This is a genomic window from Allobosea sp. 05T422_2 (assembly GCF_056396265.1).
On the sequence record NZ_JBFTLD010000119.1, the window covers coordinates 1 to 19472 of the forward strand.

Here is a 19472-nt window from a genome sequence, read left to right on the forward strand (position 1 = left end):
GGGATCAGCAGGCCACCGATCAAGGTGGCGGCCGAGGCACTGGCGATGATCAGCGCGAAATCGAAATGAAGATCATGGAGTATGGGACTCTTGATGGCGTTCTCGACACGCTTGGCCAGGAATGGGATCAGCAGGCCACCGATCAAGGTGGCGGCCGAGGCACTGGCGATGATCAGCGCGAAATCGAAATGAAGATCATGGAGTATGGGACTCTTGATGGCGTTCTCGACACGCTTGGCCAGGAATGGCCCCTGAAATGAATTTGAAGTCCGCGAGATCAGGACGAGAACGTTGAAGAGGGAGAACGCGATGGCGATGTGGCCGGTGCGGATGCCCGCAATCCTGAAGGCATAGGCGAGCGTGCCGATCAGGTGGATCACGAAGGTCAGCCCAATGATGAGCGCCAACTGAAAATCCATGGTTCCCTCCCCAGGCGGCCGTGATCCCTGTCCCGGGCCCAGCGCTATCATGCCGACCGAGCCTCAGCCATGACCCCGGCTTTGCCTCTCCTTTCAGAGGACGGCCGCCTCGAGGCGGCGTCACGGAGGCGATGTCGTTTCGTCGAAGCGGCTCCAGCCTGCCCGCTMATATTCGCCGCGGCGCGCCTTCGCATCGATCGGACCGGCTCCATCCAGGATCTTCTCGATGACCGCGGCATGGGAATCGGAGGTGCGGACCGAGACCACCGTGCTGCCGCGCCGGATCGTTTCCGCGTAGAAATGGGCCTCGTCCTCGCTCAGTCCGGCGCCGGTCAGCGCCCCGATCAGGCTTCCGGCTGCGGCGCCGGCCGTGGTGCCGACGGCCAATGTGCCGAGCAGCCACCCGGCCGCCAGAACCGGCCCGATACCAGGCAGGGGAAGTGCTGCCACCCCGGCCAGAAGGCCCGCGCCCGCGCCGACAGCGCCGCCGAGCTCGGCTCCCCGGGAGGCATCTTTGCTGATGGTCGCTGTGGGGGAGCGAATGATGCTGATGTCATCTGGCGGCAGGCCTGCTGCTTCCAGTCTCGTGATGGCAGTCTCGGCATCGGCAGGGTCGTCGAATGAGCGGATGATCGTGCGTGTCATCAGATCCGTCCTCGCTTGATGCGCCTTGGACTGAACCAAGATTGCGCCGGCTGGTTCCCGGCAGGCGCCTTGGCCCCGTTCAATCGGAACGCCGTCCTGAGCCGAAGGTTCGCGCGGAGGGCCCAGACATGTCTGGCGGCGTTCTTGCTGGGCATGTGGTGCGGGCGTGAGGTGTTCCGGAATGGAACACCTCGGGGCCGTGAAGACAGCCCAATGGGCACCAGAAATGAGGATCACACCATGCCGGATATGCCTCGCCTGGTCGAAAACCCCTCCCTGTTTCAGCGGCTTGGCCTTGAGCCCGAGCCAGCCCGAGCCGGTGTCAATATGGCACAATTGCTGGCCATACTCGAAGACATGTGCCGCATTCAGAAACAGCACGGCATCCGGCTGATGCTTCTCGAGCGCCAGTTGCGCACGCTTCGGCACAGGGCCTGAAACGGTTCTGAGCCCGACTGCGGCCGCCGGGCCCAACGCACAGGAGCTCCCCACCGCCATGAACGGGGCAGCGCCTGGTGCCTGCGCTTCGGCGGTGGCAGCCGATGCTGCTGTTTGAGAATCATAGGCTCGGTTTCGGGCGCGCCACGCCCCCGTCACCATACCAACAAGCGGCCTCCCCGCCCTACATGGTGCGGGACCGGAACTGTTCCGCCATCCAGTCGATGGCGACGCGCACGCGCGGCGAAAGCTGGCGCGTATGCGAATAGAGGACATGGACGGGCAACGGGGTCGGAGGATAGTCCGCCAGGATCTCGACGAGCGCGCCGCTGGCCAGTTCGGGTGCGACGCGGTAGCGCGGGACCTGAATGATCCCGAGGCCGAGGCAGGCGCAGGCGACATTCGTCTCGGGGCCGGTCACGGTCACCACGGAAGGCGGGGTGATCTGCCGTTCCCGGTCGCGCTCGGTGAAAACCAGCGGACTGACGCTCGCCGCATCGGGAGCGAACAGGCCAATGATGCGATGATGCTCCAGATCGTCCGGCGTCCGCGGCTCGCCGAAGCGTTCGAGATAGGAGGGGCTCGCGAAGGTGCCGCGGCCGAGCTCCGCGAGCTTGCGCCGGATCAGGGGACTGTCGACGAGCGGGCCCGCCCGCAGGATGCAGTCGAACCCTTCGCGGACGAGGTCGAGAGCCTGATGCGCCTCGCCGATATGCAGGCGAATGCCGGGATAGGTCTCCAGAAAGCGGCCCAGCCCCGGCAGCAGGAAATGCCGGGCCTGCGTGCCATGGACATCGATCCGCACCAGGCCGCTCGGCTTGGCACCGGCAAAAGCGCCTTCCGCATCTTCGAGATCGGCGATCAGCGCCAGGCAGCGCCGGTAGTAGGCCTCGCCGTCGAGCGTCGGGCTGACCTGTCGGGTCGTCCGCTGCAGCAGGCGCACGCCCAGCCTCGCCTCCAGCCCCTTGACCGCATCGGTCACCGATGAGCGCGGCAGGCCGAGATCCTCGGCGGCCTGCGTGAAGCTGCGGCGCTCCACGATCCGGGTGAAGACCCGCATGGCATCGAAGCGGTCCATTATTCGCCTGTTCGAATAGTGATGCCGGATAATGGCTGATTATCCCGCGCAAGGGAACGTCCATTCTCCCCTCACAGCCGCCGGACACCGGCAGTGAGCCAAGGAGAAAGACCATGACGAACCCGAGCAGCAAGGTCGCGATCGTGACGGGCGCCTMAGGCGGCATCGGCGCTGCGGTTGCCGAGCGTCTCRCCAAGGACGGCTTCACCGTGGTGGTGAACTATGCCGGCAATGCCGCGTCGGCCGAGGCGCTCGTCGCCCGGATCGAGGCCGCGGGCGGTCGCGCCGTCGCCGCCCAGGCCGACATCACGAATGTCGAGGCGGTGCGTCGCATGTTCGACAGCGCCGAGGCCGCCTTCGGCGGCGTCGATGTGCTGATCAACAATGCCGGCATCATGACCCTGGCGAATATCGCAGACAGTGACGACGCCCTGTTCGAGCGCCAGATCGCGGTCAATCTGAAAGGCACCTTCAACACCCTGCGCGAAGCCGCCCGGAGGCTGCGCGATGGCGGCCGGATCGTCAATTTCTCGTCCAGCGTCGTCGGCCTGCTGCAGCCGGGCTACGGCGTCTATGCCGCGACCAAGGCTGCGGTCGAGGCGATGACGAGCGTCCTCGCCAAGGAGTTGCGCGGGCGGAACATCACCGTCAACGCGATCGCGCCCGGCCCGACAGCGACCAAGCTCTTCCTCGACGGCAAGCCGCAGGAGGTGATCGACCGCCTCGCGAAGCTCGCCCCGCTCGAACGCCTCGGCCAGCCCAAAGACATCGCGGATGCCGTCGCGTTCCTGGCAGGGCCGGACGGCGCCTGGATCAACGGCCAGACGCTGCGAGCCAATGGCGGGATCATCTGATCCGGCACGCCCGGGATTTCCCCGGGACCGCTGCACTTCATCTCACGCTCAGCAAGGGACCAGCGTCATGCCCAGCCCGTCCAGCCAAGTCATCCTCGTCACCGGCGCCTCCTCGGGCTTCGGCCTGATGACCGCCAAGGCCCTCGCGCGGGCCGGCCACATCGTCTACGCCTCGATGCGCGAGACGGAAGGCCGCAACGCACCGCAGGTCGCGGCTGCGGCGCAATGGGCGAGCGCGGAAGGCGTCGATCTGCGCACGGTCGAACTCGACGTCCAGTCGGACCCGTCCGCGGAGGCCGGTGTCGCCCGGATCATCAGTGAAGCCGGCCGGCTCGACGTCATCGTCCACAATGCCGGCCACATGGTCTTCGGGCCGGCGGAGGCTTTCACCCCCGACCAGTTCATCCAGCAATATGACGTGAACGTGCTCGGCGCGCAGCGCGTCAACCGCGCGGCCCTTCCCCGGCTGAGAGCCCAGGGCAAGGGCCTGCTGGTCTGGGTCGGCTCAAGCTCGACGCGTGGCGGCACGCCACCATTCCTCGCACCCTATTTCGCCGCCAAGGCAGCGATGGATGCGCTGGCGGTCTCCTACTCCACCGAGCTCGCGCTCTGGGGCATCGAGACCACCTTCATGGTGCCCGGCGCCTTCACCAAAGGCACCAACCACTTCGCCCATTCCGGCAAGCCTGCCGACGAGGCACGCGCGGCGGAATATGCGTCAGGCCCCTATGCCGGCATCGCCGACAAGGCGCTCAAGGGCCTCGCCGGTCTGGAACCCGCCGATGCCGACCCGGACGAGGTCGCCCGCGCGATCGTCCGGGTCGTCGACGCGCCTTTCGGGAAACGCCCGTTCCGCGTCCATGTCGACCCGTCGCAGGACGGCGCGGAGATCGTCAACGGCGTCGCCGACCGCATGCGCCGCGAGATCTACCGCACTATCGGCCTGGAAAACCTGCTCCATCCCGCGATCAACGCCTGAACCGCGTGCGGGTGGAGGCAGGGGCCCGCCGTTCAGCCGGGCCCCGGATACTAGCCTGCCCCGATCAGCCCATCACCGCCTTGGGTTCGAGATAGGCCTCGAGCCCGAACACGCCGTTCTCGCGCCCGATACCGGATTGCTTGAAGCCGCCGAACGGCGCCATCGGCTCCATGGGAGCGCCGTTGATGACGACGCGCCCGGCGACCAGCTGGTCCGCCACGGCCTGCGCGCGAGCGGGATCGGAACCGGCGACATAGGCGTGGAGGCCGTAATCGGTGTCGTTTGCGATCGSGATCGCGTCAGACTCGGTGCCATAGGGGATGATCGACAGGACCGGCCCAAAGATCTCGTCGCGCGCGATGGTCATGTCGTTGCGGACATCGGTGAAGACGGTCGGCCGCACGAACCAGCCATCCTTCGTCTCTTCTGGCCGTCCTTCGCCTCCGATTAGGAGCGTCGCCCCTTCCTCGCTTCCCTTGCGAATATAGGACTGGACGCGGTCCCATTGCCGTTGGCTGACCATCGGGCCGATCGCCGTTTCCGGATCGCGCGGGGCGCCCGACCTGACCTCCGCCACGGCCGCCTTGATCGCCGCCTCGAACTCCGCGAGCCTCGCCCGCGGCACCAGGATACGGGTGCCGGCGATGCAGGCCTGGCCGCTGTTCATGAAGCCGGCCATCAATGCGAAGGGCACGGCTTCAGCGAAATCGGCATCGTCGAGAATGACCATAGGCGATTTTCCACCAAGTTCGAGCGTCACGCGCTTCATCGTTTCGGCCCCGGCACGCAGGATTGCGCGGCCGGTCGCGGTCGATCCCGTGAACGAGACCTTGGCGATATCGCGATGTGCGCTGATCTCTGCCCCAACGACCTCGCCGCGACCGGTGACGATGTTGAACACACCGGCGGGAACACCGGCCTCGTGCAGGGCCTCGGTCACGATCTGGGTCTGGATCGCACTCATCTCGCTGGGCTTGATCACGGCCGTCGAGCCCGAGGCGATCACCATCGCGAGCTTGTTGCAGATGAAGCCGGCATTGGCGTTCCAGGGCGTGATCAGCCCGACGACGCCGAGCGGCTCCATCGTCACCTTCGCCGAGCCGATCCGGCGGGTGAACTCATAGGTCTCCAGCGTCTGCGCCGCGAGCCGGAAACCGCCGACCGCATAGTCCGACATCCACTCCGCCCGGGATATGGGCGCCCCATATTCCTCGATCACGGCCTCGGTCAGCTCGGCACTGCGCGCCTGCACCGCGTCGGCCAACCGATTGAGCAAGGCGATGCGCTCCTGCCTCGAGCTGCGTGAAAACGCGGGAAAGGCGCGCTTGGCGGCTGCGATCGCGGCGCGGGTGTCGATCTCGTCGCCGAGCTGGACCTGGCCGATCACGCGGCCGGTCGCCGGGTTGTGGAGGTCGAAGAGTTCCGTTCCGTGCGGCGTGACGAACGCCCCGTCGATATAGATCGTGTCGATGGTCTTCATGGCTGGCCTCCGGTGCCTCGGGTTTGATGAAGCCGAGATAGGCCGCTCGGATCGATTGGATAATCAGGATAAAGCGGCATGAAGTGATGCGGAATTCGGGACAATGAAGACAGGCCTCGGCGAATACGACGCGATCGCCGCCGTTGCGCGGCTCGGCAGCTTMCGGGCAGCCGCAACCGAACTCGGCATGTCCTCCTCGGCGCTGAGCCATGCTGTGGCTGCGCTGGAGGCGCGACTGGGGGTGCGGCTGTTCAACCGAACGACGCGAAGCGTTGCGATGACCGATGCCGGCGAGCAATTCATCGCCCGGATCGCTCCGGCGCTCGCCGAGATCAGCGGCGCGATCGAGGGCATCAACAGCCATCGGCAAACCCCGGCCGGCACGCTGAGGATCAACACATCGGCCGGCGCGGCGCGAATGGTCCTGACGCCGGTGATCCTGGACTATCTCAGGCGCTACCCGGACATGAACGTGGTGCTCGTCACCGAGGGACGCCTGGTCGACATCGTCGGACAGGGCTTCGACGCCGGTATCCGGCTGGCGGAGACGGTCCCGCAGGACATGATCGCGGTTCCGATCGGCCCCGCCTTGCGACAGGTCGTGGTCGGATCGCCCGGCTATTTCCAGGGGCGCACCAGGCCTGTCGTGCCGGGCGACCTGCTCCAGCACCGATGCATCCGCGCGCGGATGGCGAGCGGCGCGATCTATCACTGGGAGTTCGAGCAGCGCGGCGAGCAGGTCGAGATCGATGTGCCGGGATCACTCACCCTCGACGAAATGACCCTGATGCTGGAGGCGGCCCTGGCCGGGACCGGTCTTGCCTATCTCAGCGAATGGTCGGTCGCACCGCATATCGCCTCAGGGGCACTGATCCCGGTGCTGGAGGACTGGAGCCCGCCCTTTCCCGGCCTCTGTCTCTACTATCCCGGCCGCCGGCACGTCCCGGCGGGCCTGCGCGCGCTGATCGCGCTGATCCGGGAGACGAATGAACGGAGCCGCAAATAGACGGCCTCAGGCAGCCACGGCGATCCGTTGCACCTTGATGTCGTCTTCATGGGCCCTGGCCTCGGCGAGATCATGCGCCGCCTGCATCCGCAGCATCGTATCGGCGCGGACGCCGAACGCCTTCTCGAAGCGGATCGCCATCTCGGCCGACAAGCCGGCCTTGCCGTTCAGAAGATTGCTCATGGCCTGACGGGTCACGCCCAACTTCTCCGCGGTGACGGTTACGCTCAGCCCATGCGGCAGGACGAACTCGGTCTTAAGCCACGCCCCCGGGTGGACGGCGAAGCTTGGATGAAGCTTGATGGCCATCAGTGACAATCCTCCAGATCGATGTCCTCGATCGCGCCCGCCTCGTTGATGTGAAAGGTCATTCGCCAGTTCTTCGTGACCGTGAGCGACCAAACGCCAGAGCGATCGCCAGTCAGAAGGTGAGCGCCGAAATTGGGCGGAATGTTCAGTTCTTCGACTGCCTCGATCACGGCCAGATAGGCCAGCATATTCCGAAGTCGTCCGACGAGATTGCCAGGCACCCCCTTGGCTCTCCCTGTCTCCGCGAACGTCCGGAGCGCCTTATGCCTGATGCTCTCGATGTCCACGCCGACGATGTAGGCCCGCAGCCGTCACGCGTCAAGTGTCGCTTTACACCCAGAAGGCAAGCCGCAGCTGGCTTGTAGACGTGCCATCCTGCCCCCGCGACATTGCCCCAGCTCCGGAAGCCCCGCCCGGCTGCGATTGACGTGGTGCCGATCTGGTCCAGCCGCATCCGTCCCGTTGGCCGCCGCGGGGCGGGAGTGCCTTCGGCGCGGGCTTCTCGCAATGCGTGTAGCGGCCCCGCGTTGCGCCCTCATGGATACAGCGCCGGGCCGTTCGCGGCCCCGTGTCATCGCCCCTTCGCGATAGCCGGCCGGGATGAGATTGCGACATCACGCAGCGATCACATGGTCGCGCGGTGAGCGCTATGCCCATGGAAGAATAGCGGTCTCGTCGCTAGCTTGTTCGGGGACACAGGAATCCCGGAGCGGGAGGCCAGCACCATGATGACGAGGCGACATATCCTGCTGAGAAGCGCAGGCCTTGCGGCGGCATCATCGCCCTTGCTGGCCCTCATCGCGCGTTCCGAGGTGACCTTCCCCGTCACCCATACCGACGCCGAATGGCGCCGCCTGCTCAAGCCCGAGCAATACGCCGTCCTGCGCCAGAGCGGCACGGAGCGCCCCTATACGAGCCCGCTGCTGAACGAGAAGCGCCGTGGCGACTTCGCCTGCGCCGGCTGCGACCAGCCGCTTTTCTCCTCGACCACGAAATATGACAGCGGCACCGGCTGGCCGAGCTTCTGGGCGCCCCTGGACAAGGCGGTCGGCACCGAGACCGACAACTCGCTCGGGATGCAGCGCACGAGCGTGCATTGCAGCCGCTGCGGCGGCCACCAGGGCCATGTCTTCAACGACGGTCCGAAGCCTACCGGCCTGCGCTACTGCATGAATGGCGTTTCCATGACCTTCAAGCCGATGGCGGCCTGAGAGCGGCAGCGATGACCCTGTTCCTGCTCGCCTATCTCGGCGGTGTGCTGACGATCGTCAGCCCCTGCATCCTGCCTGTCCTGCCMTTCGTCTTCGCCCGTGCGGGCCAGCCCTTCCTGCGCAGCGGGCTGCCGATGCTCGTCGGCATGGCCGCGAGCTTCGCCGGCATCGCGACGCTGGCGGCCGTCGGCGGCAGCTGGGCCGTCGAAGCCAACCAATATGGCCGGCTGATCGCAATCGGCCTGCTCGCCGTCTTCGGGCTCGCGCTGCTGTTCCCCTCCCTTTCGGACTGGGCGACACGCCCGCTGGTGGCGCTCGGCGGCCGCCTCTCCGAGCAGGCGGAACAGGGCAAGGGCGCAGTCGCGCCTTCGCTGCTGCTCGGCGTCGCAACCGGCCTGCTCTGGGCGCCCTGCGCCGGGCCGGTTCTCGGACTGATCCTGACCGGAGCGGCCCTGCAGGGGGCGAATGCCGGCACTTCGCTCCTGCTGCTCTCCTATGCCGCCGGAGCTGCAACCTCGCTCGCATTGGCGCTCCTGGTCGGCGGCCGGGTCTTTTCCGCCATGAAGCGCTCGCTGGGCGCCGGCGAGTGGCTACGGCGGGGTATGGGTGTTGCGGTGTTGGCTTCGGTCGCGGCGATCGCGCTCGGGCTCGACACCGGCTTCCTGACACGCGTCTCGCTGGCGAGCACATCGGCGCTGGAGCAACGGCTGGTCGACCGGCTCCGGCCGGAAACAGAGGCGCCCGGACAGTCCCCGGTGGCCATGCAGGGCGGCCCGGCGATGACGGGCGCCAACCCCGCCATGATGGCCGCGAACCCGGCCATGACGGGCGGCAACGCCATGATGATGCAGGGCAAGCCTGCGCAGGCGAGTGACGAACTGCCCGTCGAGGGCGTGATGCCGGTGCTGGYGGGGGCGGTCGAATGGTTGAACTCGCCGCCGCTGACCAATGAGCAGCTCAAGGGCAAGGTCGTCCTGATCGATTTCTGGACCTACTCCTGCATCAACTGCCTGCGGACGATCCCCTATGTCCGCGCCTGGGCCGAGAAGTACAAGGATCAGGGTCTGATGGTGATCGGCGTGCATACGCCGGAATTCGCCTTCGAGAAGACCATCGGCAACGTCAAGAAGGCGGTGAACGATCTTCAGATCGGCTACCCCGTCGCGATCGACAATGATTTTGCGATCTGGCGCGCCTTCAAGAACCGCTATTGGCCGGCGCATTACTTCATCGACGCGCGAGGCCGGGTCCGCCACCATCAGTTCGGCGAGGGGGACTATGACGCCTCCGAACGGGTGATCCAGACGCTGCTGGCCGAGGCCGGCAGGACCGGTACGCCGACAGAACTCGTTGCGGTCAAGGCCGTCGGCGCGGAAGCCGCATCCGATGCCGGCAATGTCCGCTCGCCGGAGACCTATCTGGGCTATGAGCGGGCGGAAAACTTCGTCTCGCCCGGCGGGATCGTCCAGGACACGCACCGGACCTATGCGCTGGGCCAGCCCCGGCTCAATGAATGGGGCCTGTCAGGCGGCTGGACGATCGGTGCGGAGCACGCCGCGCTGGACGACAAGGATGGTAGCATCGGCTTCCGCTTCCATGCGCGCGACCTGCATCTGGTTCTCGGCCCGGGAGCGGATGGCAAACCGGTGCGCTTTCGCGTCACCATCGACGGCGCCCCGCCCGGCGACGACCATGGCATGGACAGCGATGCCGACGGCCAGGGGATTGTGAGCGAGCAGCGGCTCCACCAGCTCATACGCCAGAAGGGCGAGGTCGGCGATCGCCTGTTCGAGATCCGCTTCCTCGACCCCGGCGTACAGGCCTATGCCTTCACCTTCGGCTGAACAGGGAGATTGGACATGACACATCCACGCGCCAAGACCGCCGGATCGCCCGTCGCGCGCTACGGCCGGCCTGCCCTCGCCGCCCTGGCGCTGATCGGGCTCGTCGGCCTCGGCCTGCGGATTTCACCATCGGCCGCCGAGAATGCACCCCGCGCGATTCCCGCCCTGTCGGCCGCTGAACCGGCCCCGCAAGCCACGTCCGAAGTCGCTGTCCTGGCCGGCGGCTGCTTCTGGGGCGTGCAAGGCGTCTTCCAACATGTCGACGGTGTCAGCAATGCCGTCTCCGGCTATGCCGGCGGCGAGAAGGCGACCGCCCGCTACGAGCAGGTCGGTTCGGGCCGTACCGGCCATGCCGAAGCCGTCCAGATCACCTATGATCCGCGCAAGATCAGCTATGCGCGCATCCTGCAGGTCTATTTCTCGGCAGCGCATGATCCGACCGAGCTCAACCGCCAGGGTCCCGATATCGGCACGCAGTACCGCTCGGCGATCTTCCCGACCAATGCGGACCAGGCCCGGATCGCCAAGGCCTATATCGCCCAGCTCAACCAGGCCAGGGCCTTTAACGCGGCGATCGTGACCAAGATCGAGCCGGACCGGCCCTTCTACCCGGCCGAGGCCTATCATCAGGACTTCCTGACGAAGAACCCGAGCCACCCCTATATCGTGATCAACGACCTGCCGAAGATCGAAAGCCTGAAGCGCCTGTATCCCGCGCTCTATCGCCCGGACCCGGCGCTCGTCGCCAAGACCGGTCTCTCCAACTGAAGGAACTGACCAATCGGCCTGCCGGACAGATGCCTTTGAACACCCCGCCGACGATCAGGATCGCGGCCGCCCTGCTCACGGACCGACAGGACCGGCTGATCCTGGTGCGGAAGCGCGGCACCAGCGCCTTCATGCAGCCCGGAGGCAAGATCCAGCCCGACGAGACGCCGCTGGCGGCGCTGATACGCGAGCTGCACGAAGAACTCGGCCTTGTCGTCGCGCCGTCGTCGCCGCGCTATCTCGGCTGTTTCGCGGCGCCTGCAGCCCATGAGCAGGGTTTTACCGTCGAGGCGGAGCTGTTCAGCCTGTCCACGGATCGGACGCTCGCCCCCGCCGCGGAGATCGCGGAGCTGATCCGGTTCGATCCGGCTTGCGCGCCCCATCCCGAACTCGCCCCGCTGACGCGCGATGCCATCCTGCCGCTCCATCGGACACGCGCCGGTTCCTGACACGCCGTCTCCCGCGATCTCGGCGACAGGCGACGGCTCAGGGGGCGGCAGCTTCGGCGGCAAATTCTTCGGCGATCCAGACGAGGAAGGCGCGCGCGGCCGGTGAAACGCCATGATCCCTGGCGGGGATGGCGGCAAGGCCATCGGCGAACGGAACAAACCCGCAAGGCGCAACCAGCCTGCCGGCCGCAAGGTCTTCCCCGACCATGCGCTGCTCGACAAGCGCCACGCCCAAGCCCGCCAGCGCCGCCTCGATGCAGAGATGCGTGTGCGGAAAGAAGAGCTCCGCCTCGTGGCTCGCCGTCAGGCCCGTATTGACCTGCCAGGTCTCCCAGGCGCTCGCGCTGTGCTCATGGGCAATCCGGGTCGAGCAGACCAGGCGCTCGCCGTCCCGCGTGATCGCATGCCCGGGAGCGCAGACGGGCCCGAAGGCGATATCGGTCAGGCGGATCGCCCTCTCCCGGTCGCGCGCGGGATAGGAGCGGCGATCCCAGACCAGCACCAGATCGGCGCCCTGGTGCCTGATCTCCTGCGCGGAGGTCATCGACAGGCGTAGCCGGATCTCGGGATGGMGACGGTAGAAGCCCTGCAGATGCGGCACGAGCCAGCGCATGGCGAAGGTGGCGCTGCAGGCCACATGCACGCTCGGCCCGCGCGCCTCCTCCAGCACGCGCAGCCAGCCCTGCTCGAGCGCATCGAGCGATCCGGCGACGACCTGCCGCAAGGCCTCGCCGCGTTCATTCAGCCGCAAGCCGGTCCCCGCCTTCTCGAAAAGCTCCACACCCGCATGATCCTGCAGGCTCCGAAGCTGGCGGCTGACCGCGCCATGGGTTCGGCCGAGCTCCTCGCCCGCACGCGTCACCGAGCCGAGACGCGCCGTCGCCTCAAAGGCCCTGAGGGCGGAAAGCGGCGGAAGCTTGCGCGGCATGACTGATGGTCCGTGAGTTTAGCTCACCATGATCGGATTTTAACTCGATAGCATGAGGGGCAGTGTACCTCTAGAAGAACCGCCATGGCCGGCCAGCTTTCAGTCGATCCCGTGTCTTCATGGGCGGGTCGAGGAAGGCAGGTGGCTGTGCACTGAGTTAACGGAACGCAGGCGATGCGCGGCGCAGGGCCCGCACGCATCTGCCAGCCCCTTTGACGCAACAGGGAGGTCTCGATGACGGTCGGTTCGGTGAATCCACGCCAAGCGGACGGCAGCGCCGGGGACGCGAATTACGGCGTCATCGGCGCGGGCTATACCGCGTATCGGCAGCCCGAGCCGGCAATTGCCGCCCAGATCGAGCAGGCCCTCGGCACCGCGCGGACCGTGCTGAATGTCGGAGCCGGCGCAGGCTCCTACGAACCGCGGGATCGCGACGTCACGGCCGTCGAGCCCTCGGCCTCGATGCGCGCCCAACGTCCCGCCGATCTCGCCCCTGCCATTGACGCGGTCGCCGAGGCGCTGCCTTTCCCGGACGGGCATTTCGACGCCAGCATGACGACCTTCTCCATCCATCAATGGAAGAACCTGGAGGCCGGGCTTGCCGATATGCGGCGCGTGACGCGCGGACGGGTCATCATCCTGAGCTGCGACCCCGATCTCGTGCAACGCTTCTGGCTGAACGATTACGCGCCCGAGGTTCTCGCCACCGAGGCCCGCCGCTACCCCGCGCTTGGCCGGATCCGCACATTGCTCGGCGGCCAGACGCGCGCCGACCCGGTCGCCATTCCCTTCGACTGCCGGGACGGTTTCAACGAGGCCTATTATGGGCGCCCGGAACGCCTGCTCGAGGCCGGTGCCCGGGCGGCGAATTCGGCCTGGAGCTTCGTCGGCGAGCCGGTCCGCGCGGGCTATGTCGCCGATCTCCAGCGCGCGCTCGAAGACGGCAGCTGGGACACGCGTCACGGGGCATTGCGCCGGCAAGCGGCTTTCGATGGTTCGTTGCGGCTGATCATCGCCGAGCCGTGAGGCCGGCCGGACCCAGCTCAGCTGGCGGAGCTGATTGTTCCGCCGTCGAGGCGGCACATCTCCTCGCCGGAAAAGGCACGCGAGCGCGTGAGGAAGCGCTGCTCGGTGCCGTTTTCCAGCGAGAACATCCCGCCGCGCCCAGGGACGACGTCGATGATGAGCTGGGTATGGCGCCAGAGAGCGAATTGCGAACCGCTGATATAGACCGGAACGCCGCCAACCTCGCCCAGCTTCACGTCCTGATCGGAGACGATGAAATCGCCCTGCGGATAGCACATCGGCGAGGAGCCATCGCAGCAGCCTCCCGACTGATGAAACAGAATGTCTCCGTGCTCGGCCTGCAGCCGCGAGATCAGGCGCAAGGCGGTCGGAGTGGCGGTGACCTGCTCGATACCTTGTGCCTGCTCGATGACTGGGACCTGTCCGATGACGTGCTCGCTCATGCCGGAGCTCCCCGTGGCGTGGGACGACCAAAACCTGCCGTAGGCCCAGGCTCAACGCCGGGCCATGCGGCTTGAGGGAGAGCCCGGCACGCCAGCAGCAACGTTCGCTGCGGGCGTGCCGGGCCTGTGCCCATGGAGGGGCGGGCAAACGCCTGAAGAAGCCAGCTTCTTCAGGGAGAAGCTGAACATCTTCAGGAGAAGCCCCAGGGGCTTCAGAAGAAGCCGAGCTTCTTCGGGGAGTAGCTCACCAGCATGTTCTTGGTCTGCTGGTAATGGTCGAGCATCATCTTGTGGTTCTCGCGACCGATGCCGGACTGCTTGTAGCCGCCGAAGGCCGCATGCGCGGGATAGGCGTGGTAGCAATTGGTCCAGACCCGGCCCGCCTGGATCGCGCGGCCGAAGCGATAGGCGCGATTGCCGTCACGGGTCCAGATGCCGGCGCCGAGGCCATAGAGCGTGTCATTGGCGATCGAGAGCGCCTCTTCGTCGTCCTTGAATGTCGTGACGGAGACGACCGGCCCAAAGATCTCCTCCTGGAAGACCCGCATCTTGTTGTGCCCCTTCAGGACGGTCGGCTTGACGTAATAGCCGCCCGCCAGATCGCCTGGCAGCTCGTTTCGCGCCCCGCCGATCAGCACCTCGGCGCCCTCCTGCCGGCCGATATCGAAATAGCTCAGGATCTTCTCGAGCTGCTCGGACGAGGCCTGCGCACCGATCATCGTCGCGCTATCCAGCGGGTCGCCCTGCTTGATCGCCTCGACGCGCTTCAGCGCCTTCTCCATGAAGCGGTCATAGATGCTCTCATGGACCAGGGCGCGGCTCGGGCAGGTGCAGACTTCACCCTGGTTCAGCGCGAACATGACGAAGCCTTCGATTGCCTTGTCGAAGAAATCGTCATCCTCGAGCGTCACATCCTTGAAGAAGATGTTCGGCGACTTGCCGCCCAGCTCCAGCGTCACCGGGATCAGGTTATGGCTGGCATATTGCATGATCAGGCGGCCGGTCGTGGTCTCACCGGTGAAGGCGATCTTGGCGATGCGGTTGCTCGAGGCGAGCGGCTTGCCGGCCTCCAGGCCGAAGCCGTTGACGATGTTCAGGACGCCCGGCGGCAGGATGTCCGCGATCAGCTCGGCCAGGACGAGGATCGAGGCGGGCGTCTGTTCTGCCGGCTTCAGCACGACGCAATTGCCGGCGGCGAGCGCCGGCGCCAGCTTCCAGACCGCCATCAGGATCGGGAAGTTCCAGGGAATGATCTGGCCGACGACGCCGAGCGGCTCGTGGAAGTGATAGGCGACCGTATCATGGTCGATTTCGGAGATGCCGCCTTCCTGCGCGCGCACCGCGCCGGCGAAATAGCGGAAATGGTCGATCGCCAGCGGCATATCCGCAGCGGTCGTCTCCCGGATCGGCTTGCCGTTGTCCCAGGTCTCGGCCAGCGCGAGAAGCGCGAGATTCTCCTCCATCACATCGGCGATCTTGTTGAGGAGCAGCGCCCGCTCGGCGGCGCTGGTGCGGCCCCAGGCACCCTTGGCGGCATGGGCGGCGTCGAGCGCCGCCTCGATGTCGTTCGCGTCGGAGCGCGCGACCTCGCAGAGCAGCCGGCCATTCACCGGAGAGGTGTTCTCGAAATAGCGCCCTGACTGGGGCTCGGCCCATTTGCCGTTGATGAAATTGCCATAGCGCGCCTTGAACGGCGTCGCGGTCGTGCGGTTGAATTCGGGCTTGTTCATCTCATCCTCCATCGCAGCGCTGTGAGGCCGCGCCCTGGAGGGCAGGATCGGCCGCAATGCTTGGCGTTGTCAGGAGGCGTGCGGCGCTTTCAGATGCCCGACTGTCTCAGCTTTGCGACAGGTTTTGGAAGAGATTGCATGTTCGGCCACCCGTGCGCTCACCGGCCGCGCTGGAGCCCGAGCCTTGTCAGCTTCCGGTGCATGGTGGCGCGGCTGACCCCGAGCATGCGCGCCGCCGCCGAGACATTGCCATTGGCCCGCGCTAGAGCCCGCTGCACGACGCCGCGCTCGGCGGCGCTCAACGCCTCGGCAGGCCTTGCCTCGTCACCCGCCAGGAGATCGTCGGCGGGAAACGGGTGCGCGAGGCGCTCGTCGGTCAGCCCATAGGCCAGCCGCGCCGCCCGGCTCGCCCCGATGACGAGATCCTCCTTGTCGACAGCCAGCAGACCTCCGCCGCCGCCGAAGCGGTCCTGGGCGACGACGATGCGTGCCTTGGGAAAAACCATCCGGAAATGATGAGCCTCGATCCTGTGCGCCGCCTCGAGCGTCGCGCTGGCGACAAGCTTCAGCATGGCCGGCGTCAGGTCGGCCCGGCAGGTCGAGACATCCAGCGTCGCGATCAGCCGCCCCTGCGCGTCCCAGATCGGGGCGACGCTGCAGCTCAGGCCGATATTGCGCGTCAGGAAATGCTGGTCGCGGTGGATCGTCAACGGACGCCCCTCCGCGAGGCAGGTTCCGACGCCGTTGGTGCCCTCGCTGGCCTCGCTCCAGACCATTCCGGTCCAGAGCCCGATATTGCGGAAATCGACATCGTCGCCGACGACGCCCCGTCGATCGAGCGGCACGCCCTCGCGATCGGTGAACAGCACGCAGCAGCCGGCATCGCCGACCGACTGGAAGAGCCGATCAAGGGTCGACTGCGCCACTCGGATCAGCGGATCCAGGCGTTCGAAGGCGGCATCGAATTCATGCTGGCTGAGCCGCCAGGGCGGCCGGGCGTGGTTGGGATCGAGCCCGTATCTGACCGCGGAACGCGACCAGGACGCCGCCACGGCCGATTGCGCCACTGCCGCAGCGTTGTTCAGTGTCGAATATATCCGATCAGCGTGCAGGCCTCGCGCAGTCTCGACCATGCTCGGCATCCATTTCCACCCGCTTCGCACCGTCATTGCCAGCCGAGGCGCGTCACTACCGGCAGCCATGCGATTTTCGGCATGTTCCGGCCGTTCCGGCACCGCTGTCAACCGTCCGATAGGCGGAGGTCAGGATAGGAAAGCGTTCTGGTAGGAATTGACGAAGCCGATCGTTATATTCCAACTTATATAATGAAAGATCGCGCCGAGGCCATTCTAACGGAGGCCGCCCCGGAGATAGCGGGCGCATCCGACTGATAATGTCCGTCCCTCGCTGCCTGCATTGCAGCGACAGATCGGCGGCCGGCCACATGCCCCTGCGGCCGGAGCCGGCTCTCAGTAACTGTGCTCCGCCCCCGGGAATTCCTGGCTCTTCACCGCGGCGACATAGGCCTCGACCGCCTGCTGGATCGAGCCCGCGCCGACCATGAAGTCCTTGGAAAAGCGTGGCCTCTTGCCGGGATAGACGCCGATCGCGTCGTGGAGGACGAGCACCTGGCCATTGCAGTTGACACCGGCGCCGATCCCGATCGTCAGCATGGCGTCGCTCGCCTCGCCAATCTCGGCGGCGAGCGTCGACGGCACCATTTCCAGCACGAGGAAGCGCGCACCCGCCTGCTCCAGCGCGGCGGCGTCGGCCTTGAGCTTGGTCGCAGCATCAGCCGATTTGCCCTGGACCCGGTAGCCGCCGAGCTGGTGCACCGATTGCGGCGTCAGCCCGAGATGGCCGCAGACCGGGACGCCGCGCTCGACGAGAAATCGAACGGTTTCGACGGCATAGTCGGAGCCTTCGAGCTTCACCATATGGGCGCCGGCAGCCATCAGCCTGGCGGCGTTGTGCATGGCTTGGGCAGGACCTTCCTGATACGAGCCGAACGGCATGTCGGCCATGATGAAGGCGCGCCTGGCGCCGCGCGCCACGCAGGCCGTGTGATAGACCATCTGCTCCATGGTCACGGGCAGGGTCGTGGCGTGCCCCTGCAGCACATTCCCCATGGAATCGCCGATGAGCAGGATCTCGACACCGCAGCTCTCGAGCAGGCTCGCGAAGCTCGAATCGTAGCAGGTCATCATCGCGACCTTCTCGCCCGCCGTTTTCATCCGGGCGAAATCGGCCAGCGTGAGGGCGCGGGCATCGGACAGATAGGCCATAGGCATGACTCCCGGCGAGACTGATCGCCGCGCAACCTATAGGGGCCGCGCTCGCAATTGCGAAGCGAGCGCCGGCCTCAGGTCCKGGTCACCCTGAATGGGCCAGTCCGGTCGTGCCGCGGCTGTAGAAGATGTGGCGGCCGATCACATCCATCTTCTTCAGCCTCTTCGCCCAGGAGGGCTGGACATAATCGGCGTGATAATGCGTGGAATCGCCGACCTCCACGAGATAGGTCCGGCCCTCGTAAACCTCACGTGCGATGCGCTGGGCCACCTGCCACTGCTCCGGCTCCTTGATGCGCAACGACTTGCCTTCGCAGGCGAAGGTGAACTGGCAGGCGAGCCTGCGGTGGCGGTTCTGATAGACGACGCCGCAGACGGACCCCGGATAATACCCGCTCTTGACCCGGTTGAGCACCACCTKGGCGACGGCGACGCGCCCGTCCTCCGCTTCGGAGCGCGCCTCGAAATAGATCGCCTCGGCGAGGCAGCGCTGCTCGCTCGCCAGCGTGTCGCCGTCGACGACGACCGGCACGCCGGTGAGAATGAGCTGCGTGGTCGCCAGGGTCGTGGCGGGCGGCTCGACAAAGGCCGCAAGCGAAAGCAACGCCAGTGGGGCGATGCGCTTCATGGGGATACTCCGGGGGGTAAGGGTCAAGCCGTGCGTTCGCGGTCCGGATCCATCGTCKGCAGGATCAGCGGCCCTTGTGGCTTGGTCTGTTTGCTGGGTTTGGGCGCCGCGGCCTGACCGGAGACGAGCACATCAAGGCTCTCACGGAGGCTGTGGAGGCGGAAAAGAACTCGTTTTGCTGGAGCTTGTCCCGAAGCATGGCGAAGGCCCTGCGTAGCGCAGCGTCTCGATATGCCGAAGGCGACAAGGCTGTTTGACTAACGTGGGTTAACTGGCGTTACGGCCATTGCGATGAGGAGTGAGGCTGCGGGCAGAGCCGCATCAAGCGGCCTCGTGCCGAGGCGTTACCGCGCCGCTCAACGCGCGGGAGAACCACGGAACGGCGTCAGGCCTCAGGCTATTCATTGACGACTGATCTGTATTAGCGCGTCGTCCGGATACGCCGGCGCCGCGCCGGAACGCGACAGTGGAAATGACGACCACTTCGCAGGCGACAATCTTTCCCGTCGCCGACCGAGAGTGACGACCGTTACGCGAAGCAAAATTCTGTATCGCAAACATACAGTCTGCATCACCGTTGAGTTTAACATTCATGGCAAATCGGCCTCGACAACGTCGGCTCGGCGTACCCGAAAAATGTTGCTGACGGCTCTGCCTCTTTTTCCTAATTACCAAAGATTTTTTCTCTCCCGATTTGAGACTGCATTGTTCGCTGATCGAAGCGCTATGGACAGGGAGTTCGGCAACTTTGTGACCGTTCCTGCCGATAGGTGATTTAGACGCGCATCGCGCCGGGATCCCTCAGGAATATGCACGCCGAATTTTGTAATCAATATTTTGGTAAATCGCAATTAATATTATTAACTTAATTTAATAAACATAAATCAATAAGATAATACTGACGCATATTAGCAGGCGCGCAGATTTTAGATTCAGCGCCTTTGCCTGG

20 protein-coding genes and 1 pseudogene are annotated in these 19472 nt (G+C 65.9%); 9 read left to right on the forward strand and 12 right to left on the reverse strand.

The window, feature by feature from the left end:
* Together AC1DJT_RS20100 and AC1DJT_RS20105 are read right to left on the reverse strand one after the other, a co-directional pair.
* On the reverse strand, positions 1 to 419 hold a 419-nt coding region (locus AC1DJT_RS20100), incomplete at its 3' end, for a lipid II flippase family protein (protein WP_476834724.1).
* Positions 420 to 539: 120 nt separating this feature from the next.
* A complete protein-coding gene (locus tag AC1DJT_RS20105) occupies positions 540 to 1064 on the reverse strand; it encodes a hypothetical protein (RefSeq protein WP_476834725.1) in 525 nt (174 codons plus the stop codon).
* 240 nt (positions 1065 to 1304) lie between these two features.
* On the opposite strand from AC1DJT_RS20105, the gene AC1DJT_RS20110 reads away from it, so the two are divergent.
* Positions 1305 to 1502, forward strand: coding sequence for a hypothetical protein (locus AC1DJT_RS20110; protein WP_441504684.1), 198 nt, complete (start codon positions 1305 to 1307; stop codon positions 1500 to 1502).
* 184 nt (positions 1503 to 1686) lie between these two features.
* Here AC1DJT_RS20110 and AC1DJT_RS20115 read toward each other — a convergent pair whose 3' ends face one another.
* The gene (locus AC1DJT_RS20115; protein WP_476834726.1) at positions 1687 to 2580 is read right to left on the reverse strand and encodes a LysR family transcriptional regulator; all 894 of its coding nucleotides are present in this window, start codon (positions 2578 to 2580) and stop codon (positions 1687 to 1689) included.
* 113 nt (positions 2581 to 2693) lie between these two features.
* On the opposite strand from AC1DJT_RS20115, the gene AC1DJT_RS20120 reads away from it, so the two are divergent.
* Together AC1DJT_RS20120 and AC1DJT_RS20125 are read left to right on the forward strand one after the other, a co-directional pair.
* Positions 2694 to 3434: an SDR family oxidoreductase gene (locus tag AC1DJT_RS20120; protein ID WP_476834727.1), complete on the forward strand. Its 741-nt coding sequence runs from the start codon at positions 2694 to 2696 to the stop codon at positions 3432 to 3434.
* Between the two features lie 67 nt (positions 3435 to 3501).
* Positions 3502 to 4413: an SDR family oxidoreductase gene (locus AC1DJT_RS20125; RefSeq protein WP_441504687.1), complete on the forward strand. Its 912-nt coding sequence runs from the start codon at positions 3502 to 3504 to the stop codon at positions 4411 to 4413.
* A gap of 64 nt (positions 4414 to 4477) precedes the next feature.
* Here the strand turns inward: AC1DJT_RS20125 and AC1DJT_RS20130 are convergent, their stop codons facing one another.
* Positions 4478 to 5893, reverse strand: coding sequence for an aldehyde dehydrogenase family protein (locus AC1DJT_RS20130; protein WP_476834728.1), 1416 nt, complete (start codon positions 5891 to 5893; stop codon positions 4478 to 4480).
* A 103-nt stretch (positions 5894 to 5996) separates the two neighbouring features.
* Here AC1DJT_RS20130 and AC1DJT_RS20135 point away from each other — a divergent pair, with 103 nt between their 5' ends.
* Entirely contained in the window at positions 5997 to 6899 is a 903-nt protein-coding gene (locus tag AC1DJT_RS20135; protein ID WP_476834729.1) for a LysR family transcriptional regulator, read from the forward strand.
* A gap of 6 nt (positions 6900 to 6905) precedes the next feature.
* Here the strand turns inward: AC1DJT_RS20135 and AC1DJT_RS20140 are convergent, their stop codons facing one another.
* Positions 6906 to 7208, reverse strand: coding sequence for a HigA family addiction module antitoxin (locus tag AC1DJT_RS20140; protein WP_441488612.1), 303 nt, complete (start codon positions 7206 to 7208; stop codon positions 6906 to 6908).
* Positions 7208 to 7495 (reverse strand): type II toxin-antitoxin system RelE/ParE family toxin, encoded by a 288-nt coding sequence (locus AC1DJT_RS20145; protein WP_441488613.1) that lies wholly within the window; start codon positions 7493 to 7495, stop codon positions 7208 to 7210. The genes AC1DJT_RS20140 and AC1DJT_RS20145 overlap by 1 nt, the downstream gene beginning before the upstream one ends.
* 441 nt (positions 7496 to 7936) lie before the next feature.
* Here AC1DJT_RS20145 and msrB point away from each other — a divergent pair, with 441 nt between their 5' ends.
* From msrB to AC1DJT_RS20165, 4 genes are read left to right on the forward strand one after another with little or no spacing between them, the layout of a single operon-like run.
* Positions 7937 to 8419, forward strand: a complete 483-nt coding sequence (msrB, locus tag AC1DJT_RS20150) for a peptide-methionine (R)-S-oxide reductase MsrB (protein WP_441488839.1) — start codon at positions 7937 to 7939, stop codon at positions 8417 to 8419.
* 11 nt (positions 8420 to 8430) lie between these two features.
* Positions 8431 to 10263 carry a cytochrome c biogenesis protein DipZ gene (locus tag AC1DJT_RS20155; RefSeq protein WP_476834730.1) on the forward strand — a complete coding sequence of 611 codons (1833 nt, stop codon included), beginning with the start codon at positions 8431 to 8433 and terminating at the stop codon, positions 10261 to 10263.
* A gap of 15 nt (positions 10264 to 10278) precedes the next feature.
* Positions 10279 to 11031 (forward strand): peptide-methionine (S)-S-oxide reductase MsrA, encoded by a 753-nt coding sequence (gene msrA, locus AC1DJT_RS20160; RefSeq protein ID WP_441488615.1) that lies wholly within the window; start codon positions 10279 to 10281, stop codon positions 11029 to 11031.
* Positions 11032 to 11066: 35 nt separating this feature from the next.
* Entirely contained in the window at positions 11067 to 11480 is a 414-nt protein-coding gene (locus tag AC1DJT_RS20165) for an NUDIX hydrolase (protein ID WP_441504691.1), read from the forward strand.
* Positions 11481 to 11517: 37 nt separating this feature from the next.
* Here AC1DJT_RS20165 and AC1DJT_RS20170 read toward each other — a convergent pair whose 3' ends face one another.
* A complete protein-coding gene (locus AC1DJT_RS20170; protein ID WP_476834731.1) occupies positions 11518 to 12408 on the reverse strand; it encodes a LysR substrate-binding domain-containing protein in 891 nt (296 codons plus the stop codon).
* Between the two features lie 234 nt (positions 12409 to 12642).
* Here AC1DJT_RS20170 and AC1DJT_RS20175 point away from each other — a divergent pair, with 234 nt between their 5' ends.
* On the forward strand, positions 12643 to 13434 hold the full coding sequence (locus tag AC1DJT_RS20175) for a class I SAM-dependent methyltransferase (protein ID WP_476768961.1): 792 nt from the start codon (positions 12643 to 12645) through the stop codon (positions 13432 to 13434).
* A gap of 17 nt (positions 13435 to 13451) precedes the next feature.
* On the opposite strand, the gene AC1DJT_RS20180 is transcribed toward AC1DJT_RS20175, so the two are convergent.
* The 5 genes and pseudogenes from AC1DJT_RS20180 to AC1DJT_RS20200 form a co-directional block, all read right to left on the reverse strand.
* On the reverse strand, positions 13452 to 13877 hold the full coding sequence (locus tag AC1DJT_RS20180; RefSeq protein ID WP_476768962.1) for a DUF779 domain-containing protein: 426 nt from the start codon (positions 13875 to 13877) through the stop codon (positions 13452 to 13454).
* A 212-nt stretch (positions 13878 to 14089) separates the two neighbouring features.
* A complete protein-coding gene (gene adh, locus AC1DJT_RS20185; protein WP_441504695.1) occupies positions 14090 to 15607 on the reverse strand; it encodes an aldehyde dehydrogenase in 1518 nt (505 codons plus the stop codon).
* A gap of 158 nt (positions 15608 to 15765) precedes the next feature.
* Complete coding sequence (locus tag AC1DJT_RS20190; protein WP_441504696.1) at positions 15766 to 16740, reverse strand: GAF domain-containing protein; 975 nt, start codon at positions 16738 to 16740, stop codon at positions 15766 to 15768.
* Between the two features lie 336 nt (positions 16741 to 17076).
* Entirely contained in the window at positions 17077 to 17892 is an 816-nt protein-coding gene (gene panB / locus AC1DJT_RS20195; protein WP_441504697.1) for a 3-methyl-2-oxobutanoate hydroxymethyltransferase, read from the reverse strand.
* An 88-nt stretch (positions 17893 to 17980) separates the two neighbouring features.
* Positions 17981 to 18394 (reverse strand): annotated as a pseudogene (locus AC1DJT_RS20200) (cell wall hydrolase); the annotation flags it as partial.
* Positions 18395 to 19472 lie beyond the last annotated feature (1078 nt).